We start from the raw sequence: 26239 nt of genomic DNA on the forward strand, positions 1-26239 counted from the left end.
TGTGTTTGTTTAATTTTATTTGTTCTCTTAGGAGGATTTTTATATTCATGTGTATAAGAAAAACGCATTCTAAAAAGAACGCGTTATAAAAAAGAAGTAATGATTAATCTAGTTCCAAGAATGATTAATGTGATACGTAATAAATTAATTACGGCATTACCACTTAATTTTGTATTAATATAAGCCCCGATTTTCCCGCCAATCCATGCACCAGGAATAAGAATTAATGCGTAAACCCAGCTGACATTTCCAAGGGAGATGTGAGTTGCAGAACTTACAATTGCTGATAAAAAAACGATAAACATCGAAGTTGCTACAGCAATATGTGCTGGGAATGCAAAAAGTAGCATCATTGCTGGAACAAGTAAGGCACCGCCGCCAATTCCAAATAATCCAGATATAAAACCAACTATAAAGGCGATAAAGATAGCGAGAAGCGGTGGAAATTGATAGTGTACAGTGTTTCCTTCGTTATCTGTAAAAGAACGCTTAATTACCGTCATATTTGATAAAGAAAGGGGGTTTAATTTGTCTCGTAACATAAGAAGGATGGAGACAAAAATAAGGAAAATCCCAAAATATAAAGAAAATGTATCTTGGTTTAAAAATTTGTTTGCCCACGAGCCGATGATACCACCAGGGCCACTCCCGATAAATAAAATAAGTCCACTTTTGTAATCTACTCGTTTATGCTTCATATAAGTAAGGGTGGAAGATAGTCCTGTAAAAACGACTGTTACCATTGAAGTTCCTACTGCAAGTTGTGGTGATAGACTGTGTAATCCGATTAATAACGGAACAATAATAATTCCGCCACCAAGCCCGACTAGACTCCCGACTGTCCCGGCGATTAACCCGATGAAAAGTAACATGATGTATTCCAAAATTTCCAACTCCTCTATATAACTTATCCACCAATTATTATACACGCTTTTTAATAAGAAAAAGGTTTGTTCACAAAAAAGTCGTCTTCCTAGAAAAATAAGGGAGACGACTTTTAATTAAAAGATTAAGTGTAATAAAGCGTAAAATAATGCAGCTAACGAAGCTGAAATAGGAAGTGTAATAACCCATGTAATTAACATACGTTTTGCAGTTCCCCATTTTACACCTTTCACACGATGTGAAGCACCAACCCCTAAAATAGAAGAAGAGATAACGTGCGTTGTACTAACCGGTAAGTGAATGAATGTTGCGCCGAAAATAACAAGTGATGATGATAAATCAGCAGCTACACCATTTACAGGACGAATTTTCATAATTTGTCCACCGACAGTTTTAATAATTTTCCATCCGCCAACAGAAGTACCAAGACCCATTGCGATTGCACAACATAATTGTACCCAGAACGGGATGTCGTCAGAAGTATGATAGTTATTGGCCATAAGAGCCATCGTAATGATTCCCATTGCTTTTTGTGCATCATTCGTACCATGTGTATAAGCTTGTAATGCTGCAGTGAAAATCTGGAATAAACGGAAGTTTTTGTTCGTTTTCGTTAAATTAAAGTTTTTAAAGACCACTTTAAAAATACTGTATACGATATAACCAATAACAAAAGCGATAATCGGTGAAATGATTAAAGCTTCAAGAATTTTTATGAACCCTTTAAGATTTAATGAGCTAATACCGGCAGCAGCGATAGCTGCACCTGCGATTGAGCCGATAATTGCATGCGAAGAACTACTTGGAATACCGTAGTACCAAGTAATTAAATTCCAAGCTATTGCCGCAAGCAAAGCAGCTAAAATTACAAGAGAACCATTTTGCAAGGCAAATGGATCAACGATATCTTTTGTAATCGTTTTTGCTACACCTGTAAATGTCATCGCACCTAAAAAGTTCATAATAGCTGCCATAATAATTGCATGTCTAGGCTTTAGAGCTTTCGTTGAAACAGCCGTTGCAATAGCGTTTGCTGTATCGTGAAATCCATTGATAAAGTCAAAAGCTAAAGCGCAAATGACTACTAAAACGGTCAGTATCAAGAGTGTATCCATGATCAAACTCCTTACGCGTTCTTCATAATAATTGTTTCTAATACGTTTGCAACGCTTTGGCAGCTATCCGCTACTTCTTCAAGCTCTTCGTAAATCTCTTTGTATTGAATAATCTTAATCGGATCTTTCTCACGAGAGAATAAGTGCTTAATTGCATGACGGCGAATATCATCACATTGTGATTCGTAATCCTTAATCTTAATCGCGTTCGTACGAATGTCGACTAACTTCTTTTTAGACAGTAGTTCAACAGAATTTGCAATCTCAATCGCACATTGATTAATTGCTTCAACGAATTTAATCATGTATTCATCAGCTTCTGTAATAGAATACATTTCGAATAGACCAGCACTATGATCTAATCCGTCTAATACATCATCCATACTCATTGCAAGTTGTAGGATGTCCTCACGTTCAATTGGAGTAATAAACGCTTTGTTTAGCTCCATAATGATTTCGTGAATAAATGAGTCACCTTTTGACTCATACTCTTTCATGCGCATAGAAAACTCTTTTAAATCGCTAGCATTTTTAATTTTATACTCCACGAAAAACTGCGCGCCTTCTTTTAAATTTTCTGAAACATTCATTAACATTTCAGAAAATTTATCTTTTTTTGATTTAAATACCATTATTAGTTACCCCCACAAAAGTAATATATGTAAAATATATTGGCTAATCAATTCTAACAAAAAACTGTCGTTTTTTAAAACATTTTATCGAAAAGTTTACAAAAACTTAACATAACTCTCATTGTTGTATTAATAATATTAATAATCAATAGTGAATATCTTACTTGTAGAATGTCCTTTTCTTGCAAAAAGTATGAATGTGAAAGAAAAGCTTTACACTATAGGAACGACTACGTTATTATAATAAATTTAAAAGGAGGTATATTCTTCCTTTTGAAAAGAAGAGTGTAAACAAACGAAGGAAGTGAACGAATGAAATTGAAGAACACTCACTTAAAAAAAATGCAGGAGTGGTTCAACAAGAGGAAGAAACTTCGTAATTCATTAATTGTATTAGGGAGTTTACTCGCTACTCTATTTGTTGCTATAAATATAATAATTTCCATTCAAGACATATCTGAATTAAAACAAGCTGTTCCGCAACCGACCTTAATTTATGATGCAAATAATGAAGTTGCGACTAAATTAGCTTCTTCTAAAACAGAAGGTGTTAAAAGGAAAGATATTCCTGACATTATGGTTCAGGCAATTGTTGCAGTAGAAGATAAGGAGTTTTTTAACCATCACGGTATTTACTATAGTGGAATTATAAGTGCAGTTTTTAAAAATATTACAGCAGGAGAAGTTGTAGCAGGGGGAAGTACAATTACACAACAACTTGCGAAAAATGTATTTCTGACACAAGACCGCACATACTCTCGAAAAATAAAGGAATATTTTTTAACAAAAAAAATAGAGCGTACGTATACGAAAGATGAAATTATTGAAATGTATATGAACCAAATTTATTTTGGCGAAGGTGCTTGGGGTATAAAAAGGGCAGCTAAATCTTATTTTGATAAAGATGTAAAAGATTTAACGGTTTCAGAGGCTGCAACGATTGCTGGCTTGATTAAAGCACCGTCTGCATATTCACCATATAAAAACTTTAATAAGTCAATCGAACGACGTAATGTTGTATTAAGTTTAATGAAAGAGCAAGGATATATTTCTGACGAACAGTATAATAAAGAAAAAGAGAGCGGTCTTGTGTTAAAACGTGGTGTGGATGATAAATACAAAGGGAAATACTCTCAATATGTAGATTATATTGTTAGGGAAGCTATGGACAAGTACGAATTAACACAAAATGAAATTTTAGCAGGTGGTTATCGTATTTACACAGAGCTTGATCCGAAAAAACAACAGGCTGTAGAAGACGTTGTGAATAATGAGAGTTATTTCAAAGATAATGGCTCAGACCAGCTTATGCAAACGGGTGTAGTTCTTATGAATCCAAAAACAGGTGGTGTACCAGCTTTAGTTGGAGGTAGAGGACCGTATCAGTTTTTACAGTTTAACCATGCAACCCAATTAAAAAGACAACCTGGCTCAACGTTAAAGCCTCTGGCTGTATATGTACCAGCTTTAGAGCAAGGGTATGAAGTATACGATATATTAAAAGATGAACCATTTAATATTAAAGAATATAAACCGCAAAATAGTGATCACACTTTTCACGGTGATGTGACAATGTATGAAGCCGTGGCAAAGTCGTACAATGTTTCGGCTGTTTGGCTATTGGAACAAATTGGATTGGATAAAGGATTGAAATCTTTAGAGCGATTTGGTATTCCATTAGTGCCAGAAGATCGTACGTATCCAATTGCTTTAGGCGGGATGCATGTTGGGACCTCTCCATTTGTAATGGCTCAAGCATACAGTACATTTGCAAATGACGGTGTCCAAGTGGAAGCTCATGCGATTAGAGAGATACAAAATGCTGAAGGTGAAACAATTGGAAAGTGGTATAAGAAAGAGACACGAGTGACGAGCGAGAAAATTGCTCAAAAGATGACATATTTATTAAAAGGTGTTGTCGAAAAGGGAACGGGCGAAAAGGCGAAAGTTAATAATGTTGATACGGCCGGTAAGACAGGAACTACTCAAATTGTAAATGGACCAAGCACCGGTGCAAAGGATTCATGGTTTGTTGGATACACACCAGATTTAGTAGGTGCGATTTGGGTAGGATTTGATAAAACAGATAGCGATCATTATGTTCCAGGGGGGAGTCAAATTACGACGACAATGTTCCGGGATATTATGAAAAAAGCGAATGCCAATCCAGCTCAAAAAGCATTCCAGTTATCGCTCATATCTGAGGCTGATTATAAAAAACAATTGAATACAATAGAAGAGGAAAAACGAAGAAAAGAAGAAGAGAAGAGAAGGAAAGAAGAGGAACAGCAAAGAAAAAAAGAGCAACAAGAGTGGCTCGACAAAGTGAAAGAATGGATTCCTTCACTTTGGTAAAAGAAAGAGGCGAATAACGAAATTCGCCTCTTTTTCGTATGAGAAATTAAGTGAACTTTTAATCGGTGGGAGGAGCTGTATCTATCCCTACGAGTTGTTAGCCCATATTAATTGGGATAAATAGTATTACTCGTTAAGTGTAACATTTGTACTGCCAAAGGATTGAGAATCGTATGTGATGATTATTTTTCCTTTACTAATAGGTTCGTAAGGTAATTCTTCTTCGTAATTACCATTATTTTCATTATGGATAGAAAGCGTGATTTCATCAATTTCTTTATTTGTATACTGAACTTTAATCGTTTCAGCAATTTGAAGTAACGCTTCGGAACTAGCAGCTTTCGTAATAAGCATTCCTTTTATAACTTTTTTTTCATTATTTGAGGTATTGGAATAAGGGATGTTGCTTTGTTTTGCATACAAAAGTTTGTATGGAACAGTTTTTCTCTCTGCTTTTGATATAGTGGAATATTTTAGAGTTAAAAAAAATCCTACACATAAAATAATGCATACCATAAGAGCAATCCAAATGCGTATTAGTGACATAACTCTCATTTTCATCCCTCTTTCATATCTTTGACTTCACTATTTATCATACAAAATGAGGATTAAGACAGAGTAAATTTGAGGTAAAGAAACGTAAAGAAGGAGCACTTATCCTCCCAAATAAGTGCTCCTTTCTATATAAAGAGAGATTTAATGCACGGTTAAACGATACATATTATTATAAATATACTTATTGATTGAAAATTAGTAAATTCGGAATACGGATAGTGTTGCAGTTGTATCGCCTGTGTTAGGAATAGAAATAGTGTTTGCTGTAGGCTGTACAGCAATCGTTGTACCAGCTTGTAAAGTAACGATTGTAGAGAAAGAAACAGCACTACCGATAACGTTAGTTGAGAAGTTACGATTAGGTGGTTGGCCATTGAATGAAATACCGAATCCGAATGGTGAAGATCCTGGGAACGTTGTAGACGCTGAGAAACTAATATCATATACGCCTGTTTCTAAAATTGTTAAAGTATCTGAAGTATCGTTGAAAGAGATATTAGTTAATTCAAAAACTTGATTGAATTGGATGTTTGTTCCAGGGGATATAGTTTGTGGATTTGAGTTTCCGATAGCTGCGATAGTTACAGGAATTGGAGTACCCGCTGCTCCTGTTGCGCCAGTAGCACCTTGAGCACCAGTAGCACCTTGAGCACCAGTAGCACCTGTTGCGCCAGCTGGTCCTTGAGCACCAGTAGCACCTTGAGCGCCAGCCGGTCCTTGAGCGCCAGTAGCACCTTGAGCGCCAGCCGGTCCTTGAGCACCAGTAGCACCTGTTGCGCCAGCTGGTCCTTGAGCGCCAGCTGGTCCTTGAGCACCAGTAGCACCTGTTGCGCCAGCTGGTCCTTGAGCACCAGTAGCACCTGTTGCGCCAGCCGGTCCTTGGGCACCAGTAGCACCTTGAGCACCCGCTGGACCTTGAATACCTTGAGCACCCTGAGGTCCAGTAGCGCCTTGAGCACCCGCTGGTCCCTGAGCACCTTGAGGTCCTTGAGCGCCAGTAGCACCTTGAGCACCAGCCGGTCCTTGAGGTCCAGTAGCCCCAGTAGCACCTGTTGCTCCTCCTCCAAGGCAACCTGACCCGTATTGAACTAGGATAGTTTGGATCTCTGTTATGAGTTTAACTAGTTTGTCGATAGTGCAGCAATCTACTTTGAATAACTTAGCGATATACAATAAATAATTAAGCAAGCTTTGTAGCTCAACGTACAATGCTCCGCATGAGAAAGGTTTTGTTTTTAAAATAGTTAATAGATTAGCGATAATAGAATTTCCAATTTGTTTTTGTGCTGGAGATAAATCTAAGCAATTGAGGAATTTTTGTAGGTTATTTAGGGCAGCAATCAAGTTATCGATATTATTTTGAGAAGGGTTTTGAAAGACAGCTTGAATAGCTTGGCCAAGAGCTTGAAGAAGTCTAACGAATTCTGTAAGTTCGGACTTAGAGATGTTAATATAACTACAAGCTCTGACTTCGCAACAATCATTACCATAAAATACTTTTCCTTTCTTTCATAGAATCAATAGTCGTTACTATATATTAAAATGAAATTTATACTAAATTCGTGATGGACAAACTACCATTTCTAAAAAAAATAAGAAATTGGCCCTCTTAGCAAAAATAAGTAAGATAAAGAGAAGGTTTATATAATGTAAAGACGAAAAATTCAGCATAAAAAACTGCATGCTAATTGTTGTAGGTATTTAACAATTGGCATGCAGTTTGTGGAGGAGTACCTCATTTGTAGTCATTTAATCTTTCAAGGGTTGTTTTAGGTAAAATTGGAATTGAAATAGTGAAAGTTGTACCATCTTGATTACTGGTCATTTTTAATGTACCGTTATGATTTTGAATAATTTTCTTCGTTACTGACAAGCCCAGTCCTGTGCCCGAATCTTTTGTTGAGAAGAATGGATCAAAGATATACTCTTGAATGGCTGTTGGAATACCAATTCCATTATCAGTGAAAGTAATACGAACAAAATTATCTAGGCGATAACTAGTAATTTGGATAGAAAGTTTTTTTTCACCTTGAGCATCGACAGCATTCTGAAATAGGTTTAAAAAAACTTGTACAAGTTCATGACGATCAATATGGACTAATACATCATCTAATTCGGTAGAAAAATTATAATCAATTGAAATATTATGTAAAAAGACTTCACTAGCTAGTAACTGTTGAATATACTCACGTAAAAATGTATTAATAGGAAACGGTTCTCTTGTAAATTCGCGTGTTTTTGAAATAGCTAAAAATTTTGTAATAATACTATTTGCGCGGTCTAATTCAGGAATAAGTAAGTTTTCAAATAATTCTTTATTAGATGGAGAAACAGTTTCTTGTAAAAATTGTAAATAACCTCGTACGGTTGTAAGAGGATTACGTACTTCATGTGCAATCCCAGCTGCAATTCGCCCTGCTAAAGAAAATTTCTCTGCATCACGTTCTGTGTTTAAATAATGAAAGACACTAATAACTCTAAAAATCTCTCCGTTATAATCACGAATAATTCGGTTATTTAAAATGCCATAGTTTTTGTCTAAAACTTCTTCATTATATATTTCTGTTCCTGTTCTTAATGTTTCAAGAGCTTTAATTTTTTCTTCTGGCAATTGTAGTAATTGTTGAATTGGCTTTCCGATTATATCATTTCGTACTACACCAAAATCATCTGCTGCAGCTTGGTTACATAAAGTGATATTTCCTTTAGCATCAACAAAGGTTACATGATGTGAAAAAGCATCAAAAATATGAATGAAGTATGTTTCAAGTTGCTCAAATAAAAATAATGAATCGCAAGTAAGTTGAAAATCAGCCTCTTTATTCTCTTTTTTTATGTTTTGAATGGAATGAGTCGTTCTCGTTTTCTTTATTTGTAAACCAATATGTGGATTTTTGTATGTGAAATGATTTGGTAATTGATTCACAAGTTCTTCATAAAAACGTACTTTATTTTCTAATTCTTCTATTCGTTTTTCATGAGATACAATATCATCGTTTGGAAGCATAAATAAATAACCCCTCAATTTAAAAATTCTTCCATCTAGTATATCATATTTTTATACGGATACTCTTAAAGAAGGGGCTACTTAATAAAATTGATTAGCTGAAGTGTTCGGGAAGTGAGTAGAATGAATAGAAGGTGAAGTTAAAAAGGGAGGGATATATTTGCTTTTCATTGGAGTGACAGGGTGGGGAGATCATGATTCTTTATATATAGATCCCTATGAAAATAGAAATAAATTACGAACATATAGTGAGTATTTTCCTATAGTGGAAGTGGATAGTTCATTTTATGCGATGCAACCTGCACGAAACTATACAAAATGGGCAATGGAAACACCGAAAGATTTTGCTTTTATAGTAAAAGCATATCAAGGAATGACAGGACATATGAAAGGTGAAATCCCTTTTTCTACGTTTGATGAGATGTTTGATGTGTACAAACAATCTATTCTGCCTTTAATAGAAGCTGATAAATTAAAAATGATTTTATTTCAATATCCACCATGGTTTGATTGTAAAAAGAAAAATGTGGATTTTCTTCGATATACGAAAGAAAAAATGGAAGGTTTACCGTGTGCCATAGAATTTCGAAATCAAACATGGTTTTATCCCGAAATGAAAGATAAGACGATACAGTTTCTAGAACATGAGAAATGGATTCATACCATTTGTGATGAGCCGCAGGCCGGGATAGGTTCGGTACCGCTCGTATTAGAAGTAACGAATGCAGAGATGGTGTTAATACGTTTTCATGGTAGGAATGTTCATGGGTGGCTTGATAAAGGGGAAAATTGGAGAGCGGTTCGTTGCTTATATCGCTACAACAATAAAGAATTAGAAGAATGGGTAGAAAGACTAGAGCAATTAAAAAAGAAGACAAAGGACATATATGTACTATTTAACAATAATTCGGGCGGAGATGCAGCGGATAATGCGAAACAGCTTATGAAAATGATGAACATTACATATGGTGAGCCGAAGCCTGAGCAATTAAATTTGTTTGAATGATAATAAACAAGAAAGGCACTGTACAAACAGGGGGAATGTACAGTGCCTTTCTATATGAAAAAGAGGGGTAACAATGTTACTGAGCGTTTGGTTGATTCATCAATTGTTGGCTTCGTAATAAATGATAATGGTTATCATTATCATTGTCAATAGTTTTCCGAAAAATAAATAAAAAACTTTTTATGAGACATTACCGGGTAGGAAGATTCCTGATAAAAGGTTTGGCTGAAGCAAAGAAGTTTTTCGGGGGAGAATGCTAGTAAACTCCTAATAAAGTATCAAAAAAAAAGAACAGCAATTAATGCTGTTCTTTTCCAGTGACGAATTGTTGTAAATCAAAAGGAGTTATCGCTTGGATAAACTCTTTTGAGATAAGTGTTTGAACAAGAGTACTTTCAGAAATGGAAGCACCTGTTTTCTTTTCATAAGCTTGTTTTAATAAATCAAGTTTTTCAGCCGTTTCTTTCGGTAATTCAATTGTTAATGTGTTCATAATTTCTCCCCCTTACTATTAGAGTACCACTACAATATAGGAGAGACAAGAAAAGAGAATGTGAAACATAAAAAAGGTTACCATTTATAAATGGTAACTTTTTTTATGTATAAGAGTTATTAAGCAATACCGATATACTTTAAAGTTTTTGATGGAGTACTATGATCAAAGAAGTGTTGTAAAAATGCGATATCAACACCTGATTTGTATGCACAATATCCCCAAGTTTTTCGAAGTGTATGTGAGCTAATCCCTTCTAATCCAACTTCTTTTGCAGCTTTGTTTAAAATGTACCATGCATGTTGTCTCGTAATAGATTTCGTTCCTTTTTGAGACTTTAATAATGGTTCATTACGTTTCCAAGTTTTACGTTCTTTCATGTAGTCTTCGATCGCGTGCTGCAAGTCTTCATTTACAGCAAACCATTTATGTTTCTTTACTTTTTCATTGTAAAATAAAATGGAATGGCGAACATTTTCATGTTCATCGATTACATCACTAACTTTTAATTGTAAGATTTCACTTACTTTTAAGCCAGAATTTACAGCTAATACGAATAATAAGCCATCACGTTTCGAAGATTGTAAAAGTATATTTTTGATAGTTTCTAATTGTTTTTCATTTTGAATAGGTTGTCCTGCTTGTTTCATTTCACGCACTCTCCTCTTTTATGTGTGTAAAGGAAAGGATTAACTTGTTTCCTACTATAAAGGGAGAGTGTGAATTTCATGTGAACTCCTAGTGAAATTAAGACAAATTATTTGACTTCTTTTACTTTTTGTAAATTAAAGTAGAATACAACACTATTAGTCGTGTTATATACACCGTACTCGGCATGGTGGAGGTCTAAAATGTTTTTTACAATAGATAACCCGAGACCGGTACCTCCAGTATGACGGCTACGAGATGCATCTAAACGGTAGAAACGATCCCAAATTTTTTCAAGACTTTCTTCAGGGATAGGGTTTCCTGTGTTTTCGATTTCGACTTTTACTATATCTTCCAGTTCTATAACGGAGACGTGTATTTTTTCTCCATCTGGCGTATAGCGAATTGCATTGCTAAGTAAGTTCACAACGACTTGCTCAATACGACTACGATTCGCTTTAACGAATATAGAAGAGTCTACATCTACGTTCACTTGTAAATGCTTTTCCTCCATGCTAAATAATAACTTTGTATAGACTTGTTGAATTAATTCACCGATTGAGAATGTCGTCATATCTAGTTTGTACGTACCAGATTCTAGTTTTGCTAATTCTAACATTTCAACAATAAGTCTGTTCATGTTTTCTGTTTCTTCTAAAATAACATCTGTGTAATACGTCGTATCTTTACTAACGCCATCTTTAATTCCTTCTGCGAAACTTCTAATTACACTAAGTGGTGTTTTTAATTCGTGTGATACACCAGAAATGAATTCTTTTCGCGTTTTCTCTAATTGACGTTCACGTTCAATATCTTGTTGTAATTTTGTATTGGCAACATTTAATCGATCGATTCGGTCTTTTAAGTTTACAGATAACGTATTAATACTACCGGAAAGCCCGCCAATTTCATCGTCTGCTGTCACAGGTAATTTTTCACTAAAATCAAAATTGGCCATTTTTTTTGTAACGCGATTCATTTTAATTAATGGTTTCACAATGATTTTTGAGTAGTAGAAGGATAATAAAATAATTACGAGAAATACGATGATTAAGGCATAGACATAATAATCCTTTAAAACGAGCATCGCTTCATTAACAGGTTGTAAAGATGCTATCGCAAAAGCGTATTCTGTAATTTTTCCATTTTCCACAATAGGTTTTACAAAGATACTATTTTTTATATTCTCTCCACCATCTATTATATAAGTGTTTAATTGGTGTGAATTAGCAGTGCCATTTCTAATAATCTCTGCAAAATATTGAACGGCTTGTAATGTTTCAAAATCATTTGCAAGACGAACATCTGCTTTGGATGGAAGCTGTAACTTAGATACGATACCAGTAAACTCAATTTGAGTCACAGTTTTGGATCGGCTTGTAAGTCTATTTTTAGCAGGGTTTCCATTAATGGATTGAAAATCTGAGTTGACATTTTCGTTTTGCCATCGATTATAGTTTGTTGTCAATTCTAGTGGTGTTATGGTGGAATCTTGTACAAAACCGACGACGTTTATCATCCCATCTTTTTTTAATCCTAAGTTTTCGAATTTATTATATTCTTCTGGCGTTAAAACATTATTGAGTGGAATGGAATATGCTTTATTATTTTTAGGATTAATTACATCAATGTAGAAATTATTGTCACTTTTAATAATGCCGTTCGTATTTAAAAACTGCATTTCAGCATTTGTTTTGTCATGAAATTCTTGTTTTAGTTTTCGAATTTCCTCATAAGTTTTACCACTTTCTTCGTAAGTATTTACGAACTTCTCAAAAGCAGTTTGAACTGTTTTTACTTTTTTATTAATGTAAAATTTCTCTAAAAATAGAGATTGTCCTAAGAAAAAAAGGAGGAATATGATTGTAAATAATGTTGATGTTAATAAAAATAGTTTAAAGACGATACTTCTGTTTTTCACTGCGTCACCTCTTGTGAGAAATACTGTAAATGATTTCTTAATTATAACAAACGTTACAAAAAAGTAGAGGAGAAAATCTGTCTCTTCTGAAAGTAGTTTTTAATAAAAAGTCACATAAAAAGAACTCGACAGACGTATGACGAGTTCTTTAATGTATTATTGTTGAATTGCTGCATCTAAAGCGATTTCAATCATTTCGTTAAATGTAGTTTGACGCTCTTCAGATGTTGTTTCTTCACCAGTGAAAATGTGATCGCTTACTGTTAATACAGATAACGCATTTACACCGTATTTCGCTGCTAATGTATAAAGAGCAGTTGTTTCCATTTCTACTGCTAGTACACCATAATCTCCAAGTTTTTTAACCATGTCCATGCTTTCGCGGTAAAATACATCTGCTGTTAAAACATTACCAACACGAACGTGTAAGCCTTTTTCAGTTCCAGCATCGTAAGCTTTCTTTAAAAGGTCAAAGTTTGCAGCTGGTGCAAAATCAAAACCTGGGAATGTTAAACGGTTCATATTAGAATCTGTACAAGCTGTCATTGCAATAATAACGTCACGTACTTTTACGTCTTTTTGAATCGCACCGCAAGTTCCAACGCGAATTAAATTTTTAACTCCGTAGCTTTGGATTAATTCGTTTACATAAATAGAAATAGAAGGTACACCCATACCTGTACCTTGAACAGATACGCGTTTTCCTTTATAAGTTCCAGTGAAACCTAACATACCACGCACGTTATTATAGCAAGTAACGTCCTCTAGAAATGTTTCAGCAATATATTTTGCACGTAATGGATCACCAGGTAATAGAATAGATTCAGCAATTTCGCCTTGTTTTGCTTCAATATGTACACTCATGAAAAGTCCTCCTTATAATGTATTGATAGAAATCAATATCATTTGCATTATACACTATCAATCCTTTCAATTAAAATCTTTTAATTATTTGTAATATGTGCAAAGCAGGAGGATTTCATAAATCATAATCTAGAATATATATGTAAGAAGTTTTGTATAAACAGAGACAATAAAAATGGTAGGTGATATTTTGAAAAATCTTGTCATTGGACTTGTTGCTTTACTATTTATTGTAGTAGGCGGATTTTACATAAAAAAGTATCAGGAAACTACAGAGACTGTAGGTGATGTTCAGGAAGTAAAATGGGATGTGTCAAATGGAAAAGGAAATGAGAAAGTAAATATTTTGTTTCAATTACTAAATAATAAAAATAACGAAGTTCGTGGTGTGAATGATCAAATTCGGGCAGTTATTGTAGACGGACAATTAAAACATGTACAACAAATGAAACCTACATTTGCAGGGAATGGATCATATAAGGTATCTTCCAAAATAGCGAAAGATGAAAGGTATACAATATTTTTATATGAAGACAAAAACAAGTCTGTGAAATCATTTGCGAAGAATGATTTTGGGAGAGAAATAGAGGAGAAAAATAAGAAAAAAGTAAAATTTCCAATTGATAGTGTGCTTACAAAAAAAATAGGGGAGTATGAAGTTTCTCTATTATTTGGTGCATTGCATCCGAATGAACCAGCGACGTTAACATTTCAATTCCAAGCGAAAAAGGGTGAGAAATTGAAATTACATTCAGAGAGAGGAGAAGTGGAAGCGCTCTATATCGTGGACGAAACGAGAGAAAACTTTTTATACGCAATACCTGTTGATACAGATGAGCAATTACAATACCGTATTACATTTCCTATAGAAGGAACGTATAAAATATGGGGAGATTTCTATATAAATGGTAAGAAATATGAAAAAGAATTTATTGTACAAGTTCAAAAAAGAAAAAACAGCTAAATGTTTAGCTGTTTTTTCTTTTTCCTATTAATTTTGTTACAGAGAGCATTGTAATTGGTAAAGAATGATTCTTTCTAAATGCTAAATATTTACCGCTCCATGCTGGTTTATATTTTTCTTTAAAATGACGTAGCCCGCTGAAGCTATACGTATAACGAACATTATTAAAGATGGCAGCAGCAACTCGTTCGGACCAAAAAGATTGTGTCGATAAACCTACATTTGAAAGTGGTGCCATACCAATATTAAAGGAGTGGTATTCATTTTCTTTTGCCCACTGGAATAGGTGGATGAAAATTGCATCCATAATGCCGCTAGGTGCATCTGGATAATAGCGCATTAAATCAACAGACAATGATCCGTCTTGATATACGGGCATAAAGGTTGTAAATGCAATGATTTTTCCATCAGCATCACATAATGTAGCGATAGGTGCTCGGCTAATATATTCACGATCAAAGTATCCGAGTGAAAAACCTTTCTCTTTTTTTCCGCCGAGCCACGCATCTGAAACTTTTCTTAACTCTTCAAATAATTCGTTTGAGAATGGTGGCTGATGAATAGAGAATGTATAGCCTTCTCGTTCGAAACGGTTGAAAGTCGCTCGCATACCGGCTCGTTTTTTTCCTGTTATTGTAAATGTGTTCAAATCAACGACAGCTTCTTCACCAAGTTTAAAGAAGTTGTAACCAAAATCATGATATAAACTCATCCATTTACTTTCTATTTGGTAGAATACACAAATGTATCCAAATCGATCAGCCTCAGCTAAAAACTCTTGTAACACAGTACGGTAGGAGGAAGGATCCCCAATTGGATCACCTAGCACAACGAGACGTTTTCCAGTTATAGAGAAGAGAAGGAGCGCTTTCCCATCACTACTGAAGAAAAATTGTTTATCTCCTAAAAATCCTAAATGACTAAGTACATTACCATCATGTTCATCTAAAAAGTTTTGCAACCTTTTATCATTAGCTGGTTGCCCGGGAAATTCATTTCGATAACGATTGGCAATGAGTGAGCCAATCAGTAAAAATGTAGGAACGAAAAAGGCAGCTGCTAAGGCACTTCGTTTCACTTGTGTAATATTACGAACGACAAAATCAGGTTTAAAAGCTTCTTTTGCACCTGCAAATAAAATACCTAAGTTTTTATATAAATATAAAGTTATGAGTAAGAATATAAAAACTTTTACCATATCAGAAAGTGAGACTTCCATTTTCTCGCGTACAAATCTTTTACGAAGCATATATAATACAGCGAGTACGATTAATAAAATAAACGTCTCTTCAATATCAATCCCTTTTAGCGTATTAAAGATGGCTGCTCCGATTAAAGAAATAATCGTCATATAGTAAGAACGCTTTGTTCCATAATATATCCCTCGCGAAAGGATCAGGAGGAGAATACCAAATGTTAGTGATAAGCTAAAAGAAAATTGAATAAGATGTTTTGGAGCTAGAATATGTAAGGCGTGTGCCCTGTTTATACTTGTCGGTAGAATGGTCGATAAAATAACCATTAATCCAGCAAATACTGTTAAAGCAGCAGAGGCCCATGAACCTAGTTTTCCTAAAAAATCACGCTGCAAAGTCCATATAACACCAGTTGTTTCTAATGCAGGCGCAATAAAAGGTTTATCTTCAAACTTTTTAATGGCCACGCCTGTCATTTCAAAAGCTGCAAAAATAAGACCAAGGCAGAAAGGTAAAATGTAATAGACGAGGCGATATAATAACATAGCAGGTAGTAATACGCCTGTATCAATGCCGTATTGTCCGAGCCCAGTTAAAAAGACAAGATCAAATGAACCAAGTCCACCAGGAACGAGACTAACAACACCAGCTAAAGCAGCAATTACATACACACCTAAAAACTTTTGAAATTCGATATCGATACCAAATAATATTAGTATGACGTACATAACAATACCGGCAGATACCCACTCAACTAATGAGACTAATGAGTATAAAACAGTTGGATTTTTTTCTTCTTCCCCTTCTTCTTGCCCTTCGGTTTGCTTTGGTTTTCTATTTTTTAGTTTAGAAAAGCCAATGTATATAGGGACGAAAAGGGCGAAGAAAATAAGAACAGGCCATAGCCACGGTTTTTCATGCAAAATAAAACTTGTGTCTAATATTCCAATAAGACCGAGGAAAGAAAGAATTGCGAGTCCGTTAATAAAAGCAGTTGTCATCCAGGCGATACTTTTAATAAGTTTGCCATTTTCTTTTATGTATGGACGATAAAGCATTGTGCGTACACCAGCTCCAACGAGACCACCAAACCCAATAAATCCATTTAAAGTATTAGCAATCCATGAGATACGAAAAATCTTTTGGACTGGTATATCAGCTTTTAAATAACGAAGCATAACATAGTCATAAAAGAACATTGTTGATACGGCAAATGCACCAAGTGTAATTGCTAAAAAGACTCCTCCGGTTGGAATGTTTTTAATTGTATTGATTGCTTCTAAAAAAGAAATGCCTGCTAATTCTTTTTTTGCTTGAAAGAATACAATTGTTAATACAACAAATGGGAAGATAATTTTCCCGATTTGTAAGAAACGTTTCCATGAAAACGACATAAATACAACTCTCCTTGTATAAGAAAACTGAGACAATAATATTATTATGACAAACTTCAAGAAAAATAAAAAGGTAAATTCCTGTATAGGGAAGCTATTTTTTATATGGGTTATATTTAAAAGAGTATTTCGTTTGTCAGAAAATTAAGTTAAAATGAATTGAAAGAAGGAAGAGAGGGGAAGTAGATGATTATAATAGGTTATGCGGGATATGAGTTAGAGAAAGCGAAACCTAATACATCAGAAGATTTCTTTAATAGATCTGAAGTGACATATATATTAAATAATAAAGAGAGAACTTTTTCCGTTTTATACGTTCGATATTTTGAAGAAGTTTTACAAGAAATTACTCCTTTTGAAGGAAATCCAGTATGTAAAGTAGAAGAACAAGACATATATTTACGGGATATTGTAGCGATATGTTGTTTACTGAAAGAGAATGAGCATCGCATGCAAAAACGTTTATATTTAAATAATATAGAAGCATTCCAACAATATTTTGATGAGGAAACAGTGGTGAAAGTACAAGAAATATTAGCTGAATTACATAAAAATAAAAGAGTAGAAATAGCGTGAAATGGCAAAGGAGAGGGAAAAAATGTCTAATCTAATGGTTGAAAATCAAACAGAACAAGTTTCTATGTTTTTAGAAGATGTTATTACTTTAATAACCAATTATGTAAATTATCATACGTTGCCTTCTTTATTAGAAGAAAAACCAGCAGGGAACGAGCAATATTATAAAGGGTTATTAGCATCAATAAGACGTCTTCTCGTTTTTTGTGAAGAAGGACATGATGCATGTTTTGTTTTGTTAAATAGCCAGCCATTTCGAAAAACAGCAGCTGAGAAAATTTTATATAAAATTTATCATCAAGTAATTGCAGAGTTTTTCTCACCAAAGAGTGATCATTGGTATGAAAATAGTCGGTCTGCCTATACAGGGAAAAACTCCATCGTTTTTCAACAAACGCCACCAGCATCTATAGAGCAAGTGATGAAGAGTTTAGAAGGAAAATTTCAATTGATGCGTGAAGAACTAGAATATTATGAGACGGATTACCAAACAAAGATGTTACACAAATATTAATTGCGAAAAAGAAGCTAAGGGGACTTAGCTTCTTTTCCTTTTGTAAAGTTATATAAGGGATTTCCTTTGAATATATTTATGGGGATAGCATTAAGGAGGTGTAACATGAGTCAGCAAGGTGTATTTACAGATTACTTTCATGAAGTAGAAAGCTGGTGTGAAAGTGTTCTTCACGTATTAGATAGCCGTGCAATGGAAGTGTATGATGTCCATATGCTTGCTTATAAAATTCAAACGTTATTAGATCGTATGAAAGAGCATGAGTATGATACAGATGCAGAGTTTATGTATGAAATAAGTGATGATGTAGAACATATTCAGCATCATTTGCAGGAAGTATTCGTGCAAGGAGAAGAGGAATATGAACTATATGAAAGAGGGGATAGTGAACGAGCTGTTCCAATTGGAGGGCATACACTTCCACCATTACCTTATCCGTATAATGCGTTAGAACCGTATATTTCTAGAGAAATTATGATGTTACACCATGATAAACATCATCGCAGTTACGTGGAAGGGTTAAATAAGGCAGAGAAAATGATGGAAGAAGCGAGAAAAACAAATCAATTTGATTTAATTAAGCATTGGGAAAGAGAAGCGGCTTTTCATGGATCAGGTCATTACTTACACACGATATTTTGGAATAACATGAAAAAAGATGGTGGCGGAAGTCCAAGAGGGGCTCTTTCACAACAGATTGAACAAGATTTTGGGAGTTTTTTACGTTTTCAAAAACATTTCACAGAAGCAGCTTCTAAAGTGGAAGGATCAGGCTGGGCGCTTCTCGTTTGGGTACCACGATCCGGAAGATTAGAAATTTTGCAGAGTACACTTCATCAATTATTTACACAATGGGATACGATACCGCTCCTCGTGCTAGACGTGTGGGAACATGCGTATTATTTACAATACCAAAATCGAAAAGATGAATATATTAAAAACTGGTGGAATGTTGTAAATTGGCCTGATGTAGAAAAAAGATTTGAAAGTGCGAAACAAATTGAATGGACACCGTATTAGACGCAGGTTCTCTGCGTCTTTTTTATTAGAAGGAGAAAGAGATTTCGTTCATATTTTAAAAGGCCAAGCATACACTTGTACAAAAAGTGCCAAAAGGACGTGGGGGAAATATGAGACGAATTTGTGTAATAATCACGCTTCTTATTATGTACGCAAGCGTTATACCAATTCCTACATATGCAAAGATGAACAGTAATGTCAGTGCTCGAAATGCTGTATTAATGGAGCAACAGTCCGGTCGTGTATTATACGGAAAAGCAGAACATGAGCCACAAAAAATTGCTAGTATAACAAAAATTATGACAGCCTTGTTAGCTGCTGAATCAGGAAAAATGAAAGAAATGGTATCGGTTAGTAATGAAGCGGTGAGAGTAGAAGGATCAGCAATTTATTTAAAGCCTGGACAGAAAGTGAAGTTAGAGGATTTAGTATACGGACTCATGCTTAGATCTGGTAATGATGCAGCACAAGTAATTGCTGAAAATGTAGGAGGAAGTATAGAAGGGTTCGTATATTTAATGAATGAAAAGGCGAAACAAATTGGAATGAAAGATACTCACTTTTCAAACCCACATGGTTTGGATGGAGATGGATCCCATTATTCATCAGCCTATGATATGGCACTTTTAACAAAGTATGCAATGGGGAACGAAACCTTTAAGAAGATTTTTGGGACAAAAACGTATAAATCAGATTCGTGGGATTATCCGTGGAAAAACAAACATAAACTCGTGACATCTTATTATGAATTTGCGACAGGAGGAAAAACAGGTTTTACGAAGAAAGCAGGACGGACACTTGTTACAACAGCATCAAAAGATGGACTAGATCTAATTGTCGTAACTTTGAGCGCTTCTAGTGATTGGGATGATCATATGAATTTATTTGATAAAGGTTTTGAACGTTTCAAGCAAACGAACGTTGTAGGACAAGGAGCTCTTGCTGAAATAACTGAAAAGAAATATGCCAATCATGTATATACAAAAAATAGTTTTGCGGTGCCATTAACTGAGCAGGAAAGAAAGAATGTCGTATTAAAAGTTGAACTTGATAAAAGTGCAAAACTTAAAGATGGAGTAAAGGTTGGGAAGACGGAAATTTATGTTGGCAATGAGAAAGTTGGAGAACGGAATTTATTTTATAGTAAACGAAAGTTAGTAGCTACAACGGGAATGTATTGGAATAATGTGAAAGAAATTTTTTCTCATATGATAGGTGTTGGGAGCGATGGTTAATCTCGTATGGGTAGCGATGGCAGTCATAGGGATTGTATATGCCATGATAAATGGAACGATGGAAGCAATAAATAAAGCCGTATTTGACGGAGCAAAAGATGCAGTAACAATTTGTATAGGACTTATTAGTGTATTAGTATTTTGGCTCGGTTTAATGAAAATTGCAGAGGAAGCAGGGTTGTTAAAAAAGTTAGTGTCACTTTTTATGCCGATAGTAAAAAGGTTGTTTCCAGAAATACCGAAAGATCATCCGTCAATGGGATTTATTTTATCGAATATGATGGCGAACTTTTTTGGGTTAGGTAATGCAGCAACCCCTCTTGGTATTAAAGCGATGGAACAATTGAAAGAGTTAAATGGAGGGAAGGATTCGGCGAGCCGTTCTATGGTAACGTTTCTCGCGTTAAATACATCAGCGATTACTTTAATTCCTACTACTGTCATTTCGATTCGAATGACGTATGAATCAGCGAATCCTACTGAAATTGTTGGGGTAACATTCATTGCACAAGTACTCTCTATGATCGGAGCGATTTGGATTGACCGCTATTTTTACCGAAGAAGGAGTAGGAAGGGGCGGAAAAAATGAGTATTGTCAATACGATATCATTATGGGTAATCCCTTGTGTAATTGGTTTTATCCTTTTATATGGCACAATAAAGAAAGTGCCGACGTATGAATCGTTCGTTGAGGGGGGAAAAGAAGGGATTCAAATTGCGATCTCTATTTTACCGTTTATGGTTGGAATGCTTGTATCTATTTCGATTTTTCGGGCGTCTGGAGCGTTAGATGCAATGATATCAGTAATGAAGCCGATGTTAGATTTAATTCATGTCCCAGCAGAAATTGTTCCACTAGCACTTATACGCCCTATTTCAGGCTCTGCTGGTTTAAGTATTACGACCGATTTAATTGCCACATATGGGCCAGACTCGTTTATTGGAAGATTGGCTTCTACGATGCAAGGGAGTACAGATACGACTTTTTATATTTTAACAGTATACTTCGGAGCTGTTGGAATTAGAAAAATGGGAGATGCATTAAAAGTAGGACTTTTTGCCGATTTAATCGGGATTATTTGTTCAATTGTGTTTGTTTCTTTAATGTTTAAGTAAGGCGGCTATTCATTTTTTATGCTATTTCGCTTATAATACGTATACGACCACTATTAAGGTGTTGCTTAATAGTGGTTTTTTTATGTGGTATTTTTGACAAAATGATGAACTTTTATTGTGAGCAATATGAAGAATATGGACAATAATAAAAGGTAAAAACATGATTTGCCCTTTATATGTTTATTATCATCGCTATGTTGTTTAAGTAAGATGAAGCGAATGGCCGTCAAGCGTATGCGGTTGCCAAGTCTTTCTAATGTAAGGTAAGATAAATTCGAGGTGAAAAAAAGAAATGGAACGATTACAAAAAGTGATTGCGCAAGCAGGTATTGCATCGAGAAGAAAGGCTGAGGAATTAATTCAGCAAGGAAAAGTAAAAGTGAATGGAAAAATAGTGAAGGAGTTAGGAACGAAAGTAACTCCTCAAGATAAAGTAGAAGTAAATAACATCCCTCTTGAAAAAGAAGAACCTGTTTATTTTTTACTATATAAACCAACTGGCGTAATTTCAAGTGTATCAGATGATAAAGGAAGAAGTGTTGTAACAGACTTTTTCCCTGAAATTAGACAACGTTTATTCCCAATCGGACGCTTAGATTATGATACGTCTGGCGTATTATTGATGACAAATGATGGGGAATTTGCAAATGTATTAATGCATCCGAGATATAAAGTTGAAAAAACGTATGTTGCAAAAATTAAAGGGCCATTAACAGGTGAGAAAATTCGCATGTTAGAACGAGGTGTTGCATTAGAAGATGGGAAAACAGCACCAGCACAAGTGAAAATTATTTCTTGGGACAAGCGTAAAGAGACTGCGATTGTACAATTAACGATTCATGAAGGACGTAATCGTCAAGTACGCCGCATGTTTGAAGCGTTAGATTGTAAAGTAGTGAAACTAAAGCGTGAACGCTACGCCTTTTTAGAAGTGGGTAGCTTGCGACCTGGTGATGCGAGAGAATTGTCACCACATGAGGTGAAACAATTACGTGCATTGGCTTCTACAAAGCCGCGCTAATCGATAGTGTGAAACTTTCACCAGTGGAATGCTCCGCTGGTGATTTATTAAAAAATACATATATTTATCACTCGTCGAAGAGAGGGGAGACAATATGAAAAAAAATCGCTTATTATTTCGCGTTATGATTCTACTCATTTTATGCGGTGCTGTAGGATTTACACTTTATCAAGGATATTTCACTAAAGAAGAGAAAATGCAAATCGGAAAAGAAGCACCTAATTTTGTTGTAACAGATTTAGAAGGAAAGAAAATTGAATTAAAAGATTTAAAGGGAAAAGGTGTATTTTTAAACTTTTGGGGCACTTGGTGTAAACCGTGTGAAAAAGAAATGCCTTATATGAACGAATTATATCCAAAGTATAAAGAAAAAGGCGTTGAAATTATTGCGTTAGATGCAGATGAAACGGATATTGCTGTTAAGAATTTTGTGAAACAATACGATCTTAAGTTCCCAGTCGCAATTGATAAAGGTGGAGAAATTATAAAAACGTATGGAGTAATACCGTTACCAACAAGCTTCTTGATTGATAAGGATGGTAAGGTGATTCAAGAGATTAAAGGTGAACAAACGATAGAACAATTGGAAGAGTATTTAAAGAAAATTACTCCGTAATAAAGAAAGCCTTTACATACGAGGCGCTTACCTATAGCGTCTTTGATTTAAAAATTCTGAGTATTGCGGTAACTTGAGGGTAGAATATACAATAGTACATATAGATATAGGGGCGGTGAGAGTGTTGAAAGAAATTAAGTGTGAATGTGGACACGTTAATCCGATAGGAACTGTTTTTTGTGAAGCATGTGGGAAACCATTTGAAAGCAATGAAAATATAAAACTATTGGATATGCGCTATGAGGGGAGTGCTCGGAGATCTCTCACGCAAACAAAAACGATAGTCGATAAAATTTGGAGCTTTTTCTCTTCTGTAAAAGTGGGTGTATGGCTCATTGTAATCACTTTAGCTGCATCAGCGATAGGAACTATTTTTCCACAAGAAATGTACATAACTCCAGGAATTGCACCAGCTGAATATTATAAGCAAGAATACGGATTTTTAGGGCAATTATACTATCAATTAGGATTTAATAATTTATACGGTTCATGGTGGTATATGATTTTAATTGCTTCAATTGGTATTTCACTTGTGATATGTAGCTTAGACCGTGTCATTCCACTTTATAAAGCTTTAAAGAAGCAAGGGGTGAAAAGACACCCTAGCTTTTTAAAGAGACAAAGATTATACGGTACTGGTACACCGCAAGATGGTGATCTTGAAAGAGTGCAAAAGAATTTAAAGAAAAGAAACTATAACGTGAAAGTGGAAGACGGAAATATTTTGGCGGAAAAGGGACGGTTTTCACGCTGGGGTCCATATGTGAATCATATTGGTCTCATTATCTTTTTATTCGGTGCAATGCTCCGTTTTTTACCGAGTATGTACGTAGACGAAGCCCTTTGGTTACGTGACGGTGAAACGAAAGAAATACCAGGAACGGATGGTCAATACTATTTAAAAAACGAGAAATTTATTAAGGAAGTTTATGATAAAAGTAAGGACAAGGAAGTTTTTGATGAAGCGATTGATCGTGTAGGCGATAAAATGATTGCGAAAAACTTCCAAACGAATGCTGTATTATATAAAGCGGTCGGCGAAAATATAGCAGGACAAAAACCGAAATTAGAAAAAGTAAAAGAAGCGGAAATTCGAGTGAATGAACCGCTGAAATTTGATCAATTTGCTATATATCAAGTGGATTACAAAGAAAGTGAATTTAAAAGCATGTCATTCCATTTGCAAAACAAAGAAAATAATCAAAAGTGGGGACCGATCAAAGTTGATTTAACGAACCCTACAGAAAAATATGATTTAGGAAATGGTTATTCTTTAGAACTATTAAGCTATTTCCCTGACTTTTATTTTGATGAGAGTGGAAGACCAAATACGAAAACGAAATTACCAAACAACCCTGCATTTGTGTTTAAAATGTTTACGCCTGAAACACCAGATGGTGAAGTGAGTTTTGTTGGTATTCAGCAAAATATAGAACCTGATGGAAATAATAAATATAAAATGTCGTTTGCAGGTGTGGAAATGCAAAATGCAACAGCACTTACTGTAAGGAAAGATTTAACGCTTTGGATTCTCGGTATTGGAGGATTTATATTTATGGTTGGTGTCATTCAAGGGATGTATTGGAATCATCGTCGTATTTGGATACAACGCGTTAATGATGAATGGTGGATTGCAGGACACACGAATAAAAATTGGTTCGGTTTAAAGAAAGATATTGAAAGAGTACTAGAAGGTACGGCAATTCCGCAGCCAAGCGATAAAGTAGTGGATAAAAAAATTAGTTAAGGTGGGGAAACGATATGGTGCAAATAAGTAGTAACTTTCTCTTTACCGCATTTATTTTATATTTAATTGCAACTCTATTTTTCGGGGGAGCAATTAAAGAAAAAGGTCATAAATGGGCAAATATAGGAATAACGATTACAATTTTAGGGTTTATTGCACAAACAGTATATTTTGTTACAAGATGGATTGCATCAGGACATGCACCAGTTAGTAACTTTTTTGAATTCGGTACATTTTTCGGCATGATGCTTGTCGGAGCATTTATTGTCATGTATTTTATGTATCGCGTAAGTATAATCGGACTTTTTGCATTACCAGTTGCACTTTTATTAATTGCCTATGCAAGTATGTTTCCGAGGGAAATATCTCCGCTTATTCCTTCTTTAAAAAGTAATTGGTTGCATATTCACGTGACGACTGCAGCAGCAGGACAAGCAATTTTAGCAATTAGTTTTATTACGGGCGTTATGTATTTATTGAAAAATGTAGACCAATCAACGAGAAGCAAACGTACATTTTGGTTAGAAACGGTAGTGTTCACACTTGTTTGTACAGTTGGTTTTATTGGAGTGACAACGTTATTTTCTAGTATGAAATATGAAGCGAAGTTTCAATGGGTTGATAAAAATGAACAACAAGTGGAAATGAAGTACAATCTTCCAGCTTTAGTAGGACCGCACGAAGGAAAGTTATTGACAGAAAATAAATTAGAACCGACAGTTGAAGTTCCAGCGATTGTAAATGCGAAAAAATTAAATACTGTTATTTGGTCAGTGTTAGTTGGGACATTACTTTATATTGTATTAAGACTTGTTTTACGCAAACGAGTATCGGCAGCACTTCAGCCGTTAGTAAAGAATACAAATAGTGATTTACTGGATGAAATCGGATATCGTTCTATTGCAATTGGATTCCCGGTTTTCACATTAGGTGCATTAATTTTTGCCATGATTTGGGCTCAAATAGCGTGGACACGTTTTTGGGGTTGGGATCCAAAAGAGGTTTGGGCGCTTATTACTTGGCTCTTTTATGCGGCGGTATTACATTTACGCTTATCAAAAGGGTGGCACGGAGAGAAGTCAGCGTGGTTAGCGGTAATTGGTTTTGCAATCATTATGTTTAACTTTATTGTAGTAAACTTAATTATCGCGGGTTTACATTCATACGCATAGAGAAATAAAATAGGAGAGTGAATGTCACTTTCCTATTTTATTTTTGTCAACTTTTCTTCTTTTTTGAGAAAAACATGACAAAGTAGCGGTTGATTTTGTAAAATGATGTCGAGGACATTATATCCTGTTCAAAAAAAATACATAGTTTTGGAAAAAAATTGAACAAACTTTATTATTCTTGTGAAGC

23 protein-coding genes and 1 pseudogene are annotated in these 26239 nt (G+C 34.9%); 13 read left to right on the forward strand and 11 right to left on the reverse strand.

The window, feature by feature from the left end:
- Positions 1–83: 83 nt before the first annotated feature.
- The 3 genes from CER22_RS10720 to CER22_RS10730 form a co-directional block, all read right to left on the reverse strand.
- The gene (locus CER22_RS10720; RefSeq protein WP_000455764.1) at positions 84–884 is read right to left on the reverse strand and encodes a sulfite exporter TauE/SafE family protein; all 801 of its coding nucleotides are present in this window, start codon (positions 882–884) and stop codon (positions 84–86) included.
- A gap of 117 nt (positions 885–1001) precedes the next feature.
- Positions 1002–2000: an inorganic phosphate transporter gene (locus tag CER22_RS10725; protein WP_048544857.1), complete on the reverse strand. Its 999-nt coding sequence runs from the start codon at positions 1998–2000 to the stop codon at positions 1002–1004.
- An 11-nt stretch (positions 2001–2011) separates the two neighbouring features.
- On the reverse strand, positions 2012–2632 hold the full coding sequence (locus CER22_RS10730; protein WP_000231446.1) for a DUF47 domain-containing protein: 621 nt from the start codon (positions 2630–2632) through the stop codon (positions 2012–2014).
- A 312-nt stretch (positions 2633–2944) separates the two neighbouring features.
- On the opposite strand from CER22_RS10730, the gene CER22_RS10735 reads away from it, so the two are divergent.
- Positions 2945–4987, forward strand: a complete 2043-nt coding sequence (locus CER22_RS10735; protein ID WP_088062680.1) for a transglycosylase domain-containing protein — start codon at positions 2945–2947, stop codon at positions 4985–4987.
- Positions 4988–5113: 126 nt separating this feature from the next.
- On the opposite strand, the gene CER22_RS10740 is transcribed toward CER22_RS10735, so the two are convergent.
- From CER22_RS10740 to CER22_RS10750, 3 genes and pseudogenes are all read right to left on the reverse strand, one after another.
- Positions 5114–5542 (reverse strand): hypothetical protein, encoded by a 429-nt coding sequence (locus CER22_RS10740; protein WP_088608746.1) that lies wholly within the window; start codon positions 5540–5542, stop codon positions 5114–5116.
- A gap of 195 nt (positions 5543–5737) precedes the next feature.
- Positions 5738–7048 (reverse strand): annotated as a pseudogene (locus CER22_RS10745) (Gly-Xaa-Xaa repeat protein); the annotation flags it as partial.
- Positions 7049–7277: 229 nt separating this feature from the next.
- Positions 7278–8549 (reverse strand): ATP-binding protein, encoded by a 1272-nt coding sequence (locus tag CER22_RS10750; RefSeq protein WP_088062682.1) that lies wholly within the window; start codon positions 8547–8549, stop codon positions 7278–7280.
- Positions 8550–8709: 160 nt separating this feature from the next.
- Between CER22_RS10750 and CER22_RS10755 the strand changes: the two genes are divergently transcribed.
- Positions 8710–9555 carry a DUF72 domain-containing protein gene (locus tag CER22_RS10755; RefSeq protein ID WP_000897337.1) on the forward strand — a complete coding sequence of 282 codons (846 nt, stop codon included), beginning with the start codon at positions 8710–8712 and terminating at the stop codon, positions 9553–9555.
- A 298-nt stretch (positions 9556–9853) separates the two neighbouring features.
- On the opposite strand, the gene CER22_RS10760 is transcribed toward CER22_RS10755, so the two are convergent.
- From CER22_RS10760 to deoD, 4 genes are all read right to left on the reverse strand, one after another.
- Positions 9854–10048 (reverse strand): DUF3924 domain-containing protein, encoded by a 195-nt coding sequence (locus CER22_RS10760; protein WP_001094861.1) that lies wholly within the window; start codon positions 10046–10048, stop codon positions 9854–9856.
- A gap of 119 nt (positions 10049–10167) precedes the next feature.
- On the reverse strand, positions 10168–10698 hold the full coding sequence (locus CER22_RS10765) for a tyrosine-type recombinase/integrase (protein ID WP_000806231.1): 531 nt from the start codon (positions 10696–10698) through the stop codon (positions 10168–10170).
- 107 nt (positions 10699–10805) lie between these two features.
- Positions 10806–12617 carry a sensor histidine kinase gene (locus CER22_RS10770; protein ID WP_088608747.1) on the reverse strand — a complete coding sequence of 604 codons (1812 nt, stop codon included), beginning with the start codon at positions 12615–12617 and terminating at the stop codon, positions 10806–10808.
- Positions 12618–12773: 156 nt separating this feature from the next.
- The gene (gene deoD / locus CER22_RS10775) at positions 12774–13481 is read right to left on the reverse strand and encodes a purine-nucleoside phosphorylase (protein ID WP_000110707.1); all 708 of its coding nucleotides are present in this window, start codon (positions 13479–13481) and stop codon (positions 12774–12776) included.
- Between the two features lie 175 nt (positions 13482–13656).
- On the opposite strand from deoD, the gene CER22_RS10780 reads away from it, so the two are divergent.
- Positions 13657–14445: a hypothetical protein gene (locus tag CER22_RS10780; RefSeq protein ID WP_142293463.1), complete on the forward strand. Its 789-nt coding sequence runs from the start codon at positions 13657–13659 to the stop codon at positions 14443–14445.
- A 4-nt stretch (positions 14446–14449) separates the two neighbouring features.
- Here CER22_RS10780 and mprF read toward each other — a convergent pair whose 3' ends face one another.
- Positions 14450–17035: a bifunctional lysylphosphatidylglycerol flippase/synthetase MprF gene (gene mprF, locus CER22_RS10785; protein ID WP_048541887.1), complete on the reverse strand. Its 2586-nt coding sequence runs from the start codon at positions 17033–17035 to the stop codon at positions 14450–14452.
- A gap of 186 nt (positions 17036–17221) precedes the next feature.
- Here mprF and CER22_RS10790 point away from each other — a divergent pair, with 186 nt between their 5' ends.
- The 10 genes from CER22_RS10790 (at position 17222) to resC (ending at position 26052) form a co-directional block, all read left to right on the forward strand.
- A complete protein-coding gene (locus tag CER22_RS10790) occupies positions 17222–17611 on the forward strand; it encodes a hypothetical protein (RefSeq protein ID WP_000583791.1) in 390 nt (129 codons plus the stop codon).
- 22 nt (positions 17612–17633) lie between these two features.
- Complete coding sequence (locus tag CER22_RS10795) at positions 17634–18125, forward strand: YpuI family protein (protein ID WP_000067570.1); 492 nt, start codon at positions 17634–17636, stop codon at positions 18123–18125.
- Positions 18126–18230: 105 nt separating this feature from the next.
- Positions 18231–19145 carry a superoxide dismutase gene (locus tag CER22_RS10800; RefSeq protein ID WP_000082674.1) on the forward strand — a complete coding sequence of 305 codons (915 nt, stop codon included), beginning with the start codon at positions 18231–18233 and terminating at the stop codon, positions 19143–19145.
- A 110-nt stretch (positions 19146–19255) separates the two neighbouring features.
- Positions 19256–20380, forward strand: a complete 1125-nt coding sequence (dacB, locus tag CER22_RS10805; RefSeq protein WP_001252621.1) for a D-alanyl-D-alanine carboxypeptidase DacB — start codon at positions 19256–19258, stop codon at positions 20378–20380.
- Positions 20373–20969, forward strand: coding sequence for a spore maturation protein SpmA (gene spmA, locus CER22_RS10810; protein ID WP_000247806.1), 597 nt, complete (start codon positions 20373–20375; stop codon positions 20967–20969). Before dacB ends, spmA begins: the two co-directional genes overlap by 8 nt.
- Complete coding sequence (gene spmB, locus CER22_RS10815; RefSeq protein ID WP_000029511.1) at positions 20966–21496, forward strand: spore maturation protein SpmB; 531 nt, start codon at positions 20966–20968, stop codon at positions 21494–21496. Before spmA ends, spmB begins: the two co-directional genes overlap by 4 nt.
- A 292-nt stretch (positions 21497–21788) precedes the next feature.
- Positions 21789–22517 (forward strand): 23S rRNA pseudouridine(2605) synthase RluB, encoded by a 729-nt coding sequence (rluB, locus tag CER22_RS10820; protein ID WP_000440552.1) that lies wholly within the window; start codon positions 21789–21791, stop codon positions 22515–22517.
- A 94-nt stretch (positions 22518–22611) separates the two neighbouring features.
- Complete coding sequence (resA, locus tag CER22_RS10825) at positions 22612–23133, forward strand: thiol-disulfide oxidoreductase ResA (protein WP_000742211.1); 522 nt, start codon at positions 22612–22614, stop codon at positions 23131–23133.
- A 121-nt stretch (positions 23134–23254) separates the two neighbouring features.
- On the forward strand, positions 23255–24880 hold the full coding sequence (gene resB / locus CER22_RS10830; protein WP_000910540.1) for a cytochrome c biogenesis protein ResB: 1626 nt from the start codon (positions 23255–23257) through the stop codon (positions 24878–24880).
- Between the two features lie 14 nt (positions 24881–24894).
- Positions 24895–26052 (forward strand): cytochrome c biogenesis protein ResC, encoded by a 1158-nt coding sequence (resC, locus tag CER22_RS10835; RefSeq protein ID WP_087985530.1) that lies wholly within the window; start codon positions 24895–24897, stop codon positions 26050–26052.
- Positions 26053–26239 lie beyond the last annotated feature (187 nt).

Origin of the sequence: Bacillus sp. K2I17 (assembly GCF_002209985.1) — a bacterium.
GTDB lineage: Bacteria > Bacillota > Bacilli > Bacillales > Bacillaceae_G > Bacillus_A > Bacillus_A wiedmannii.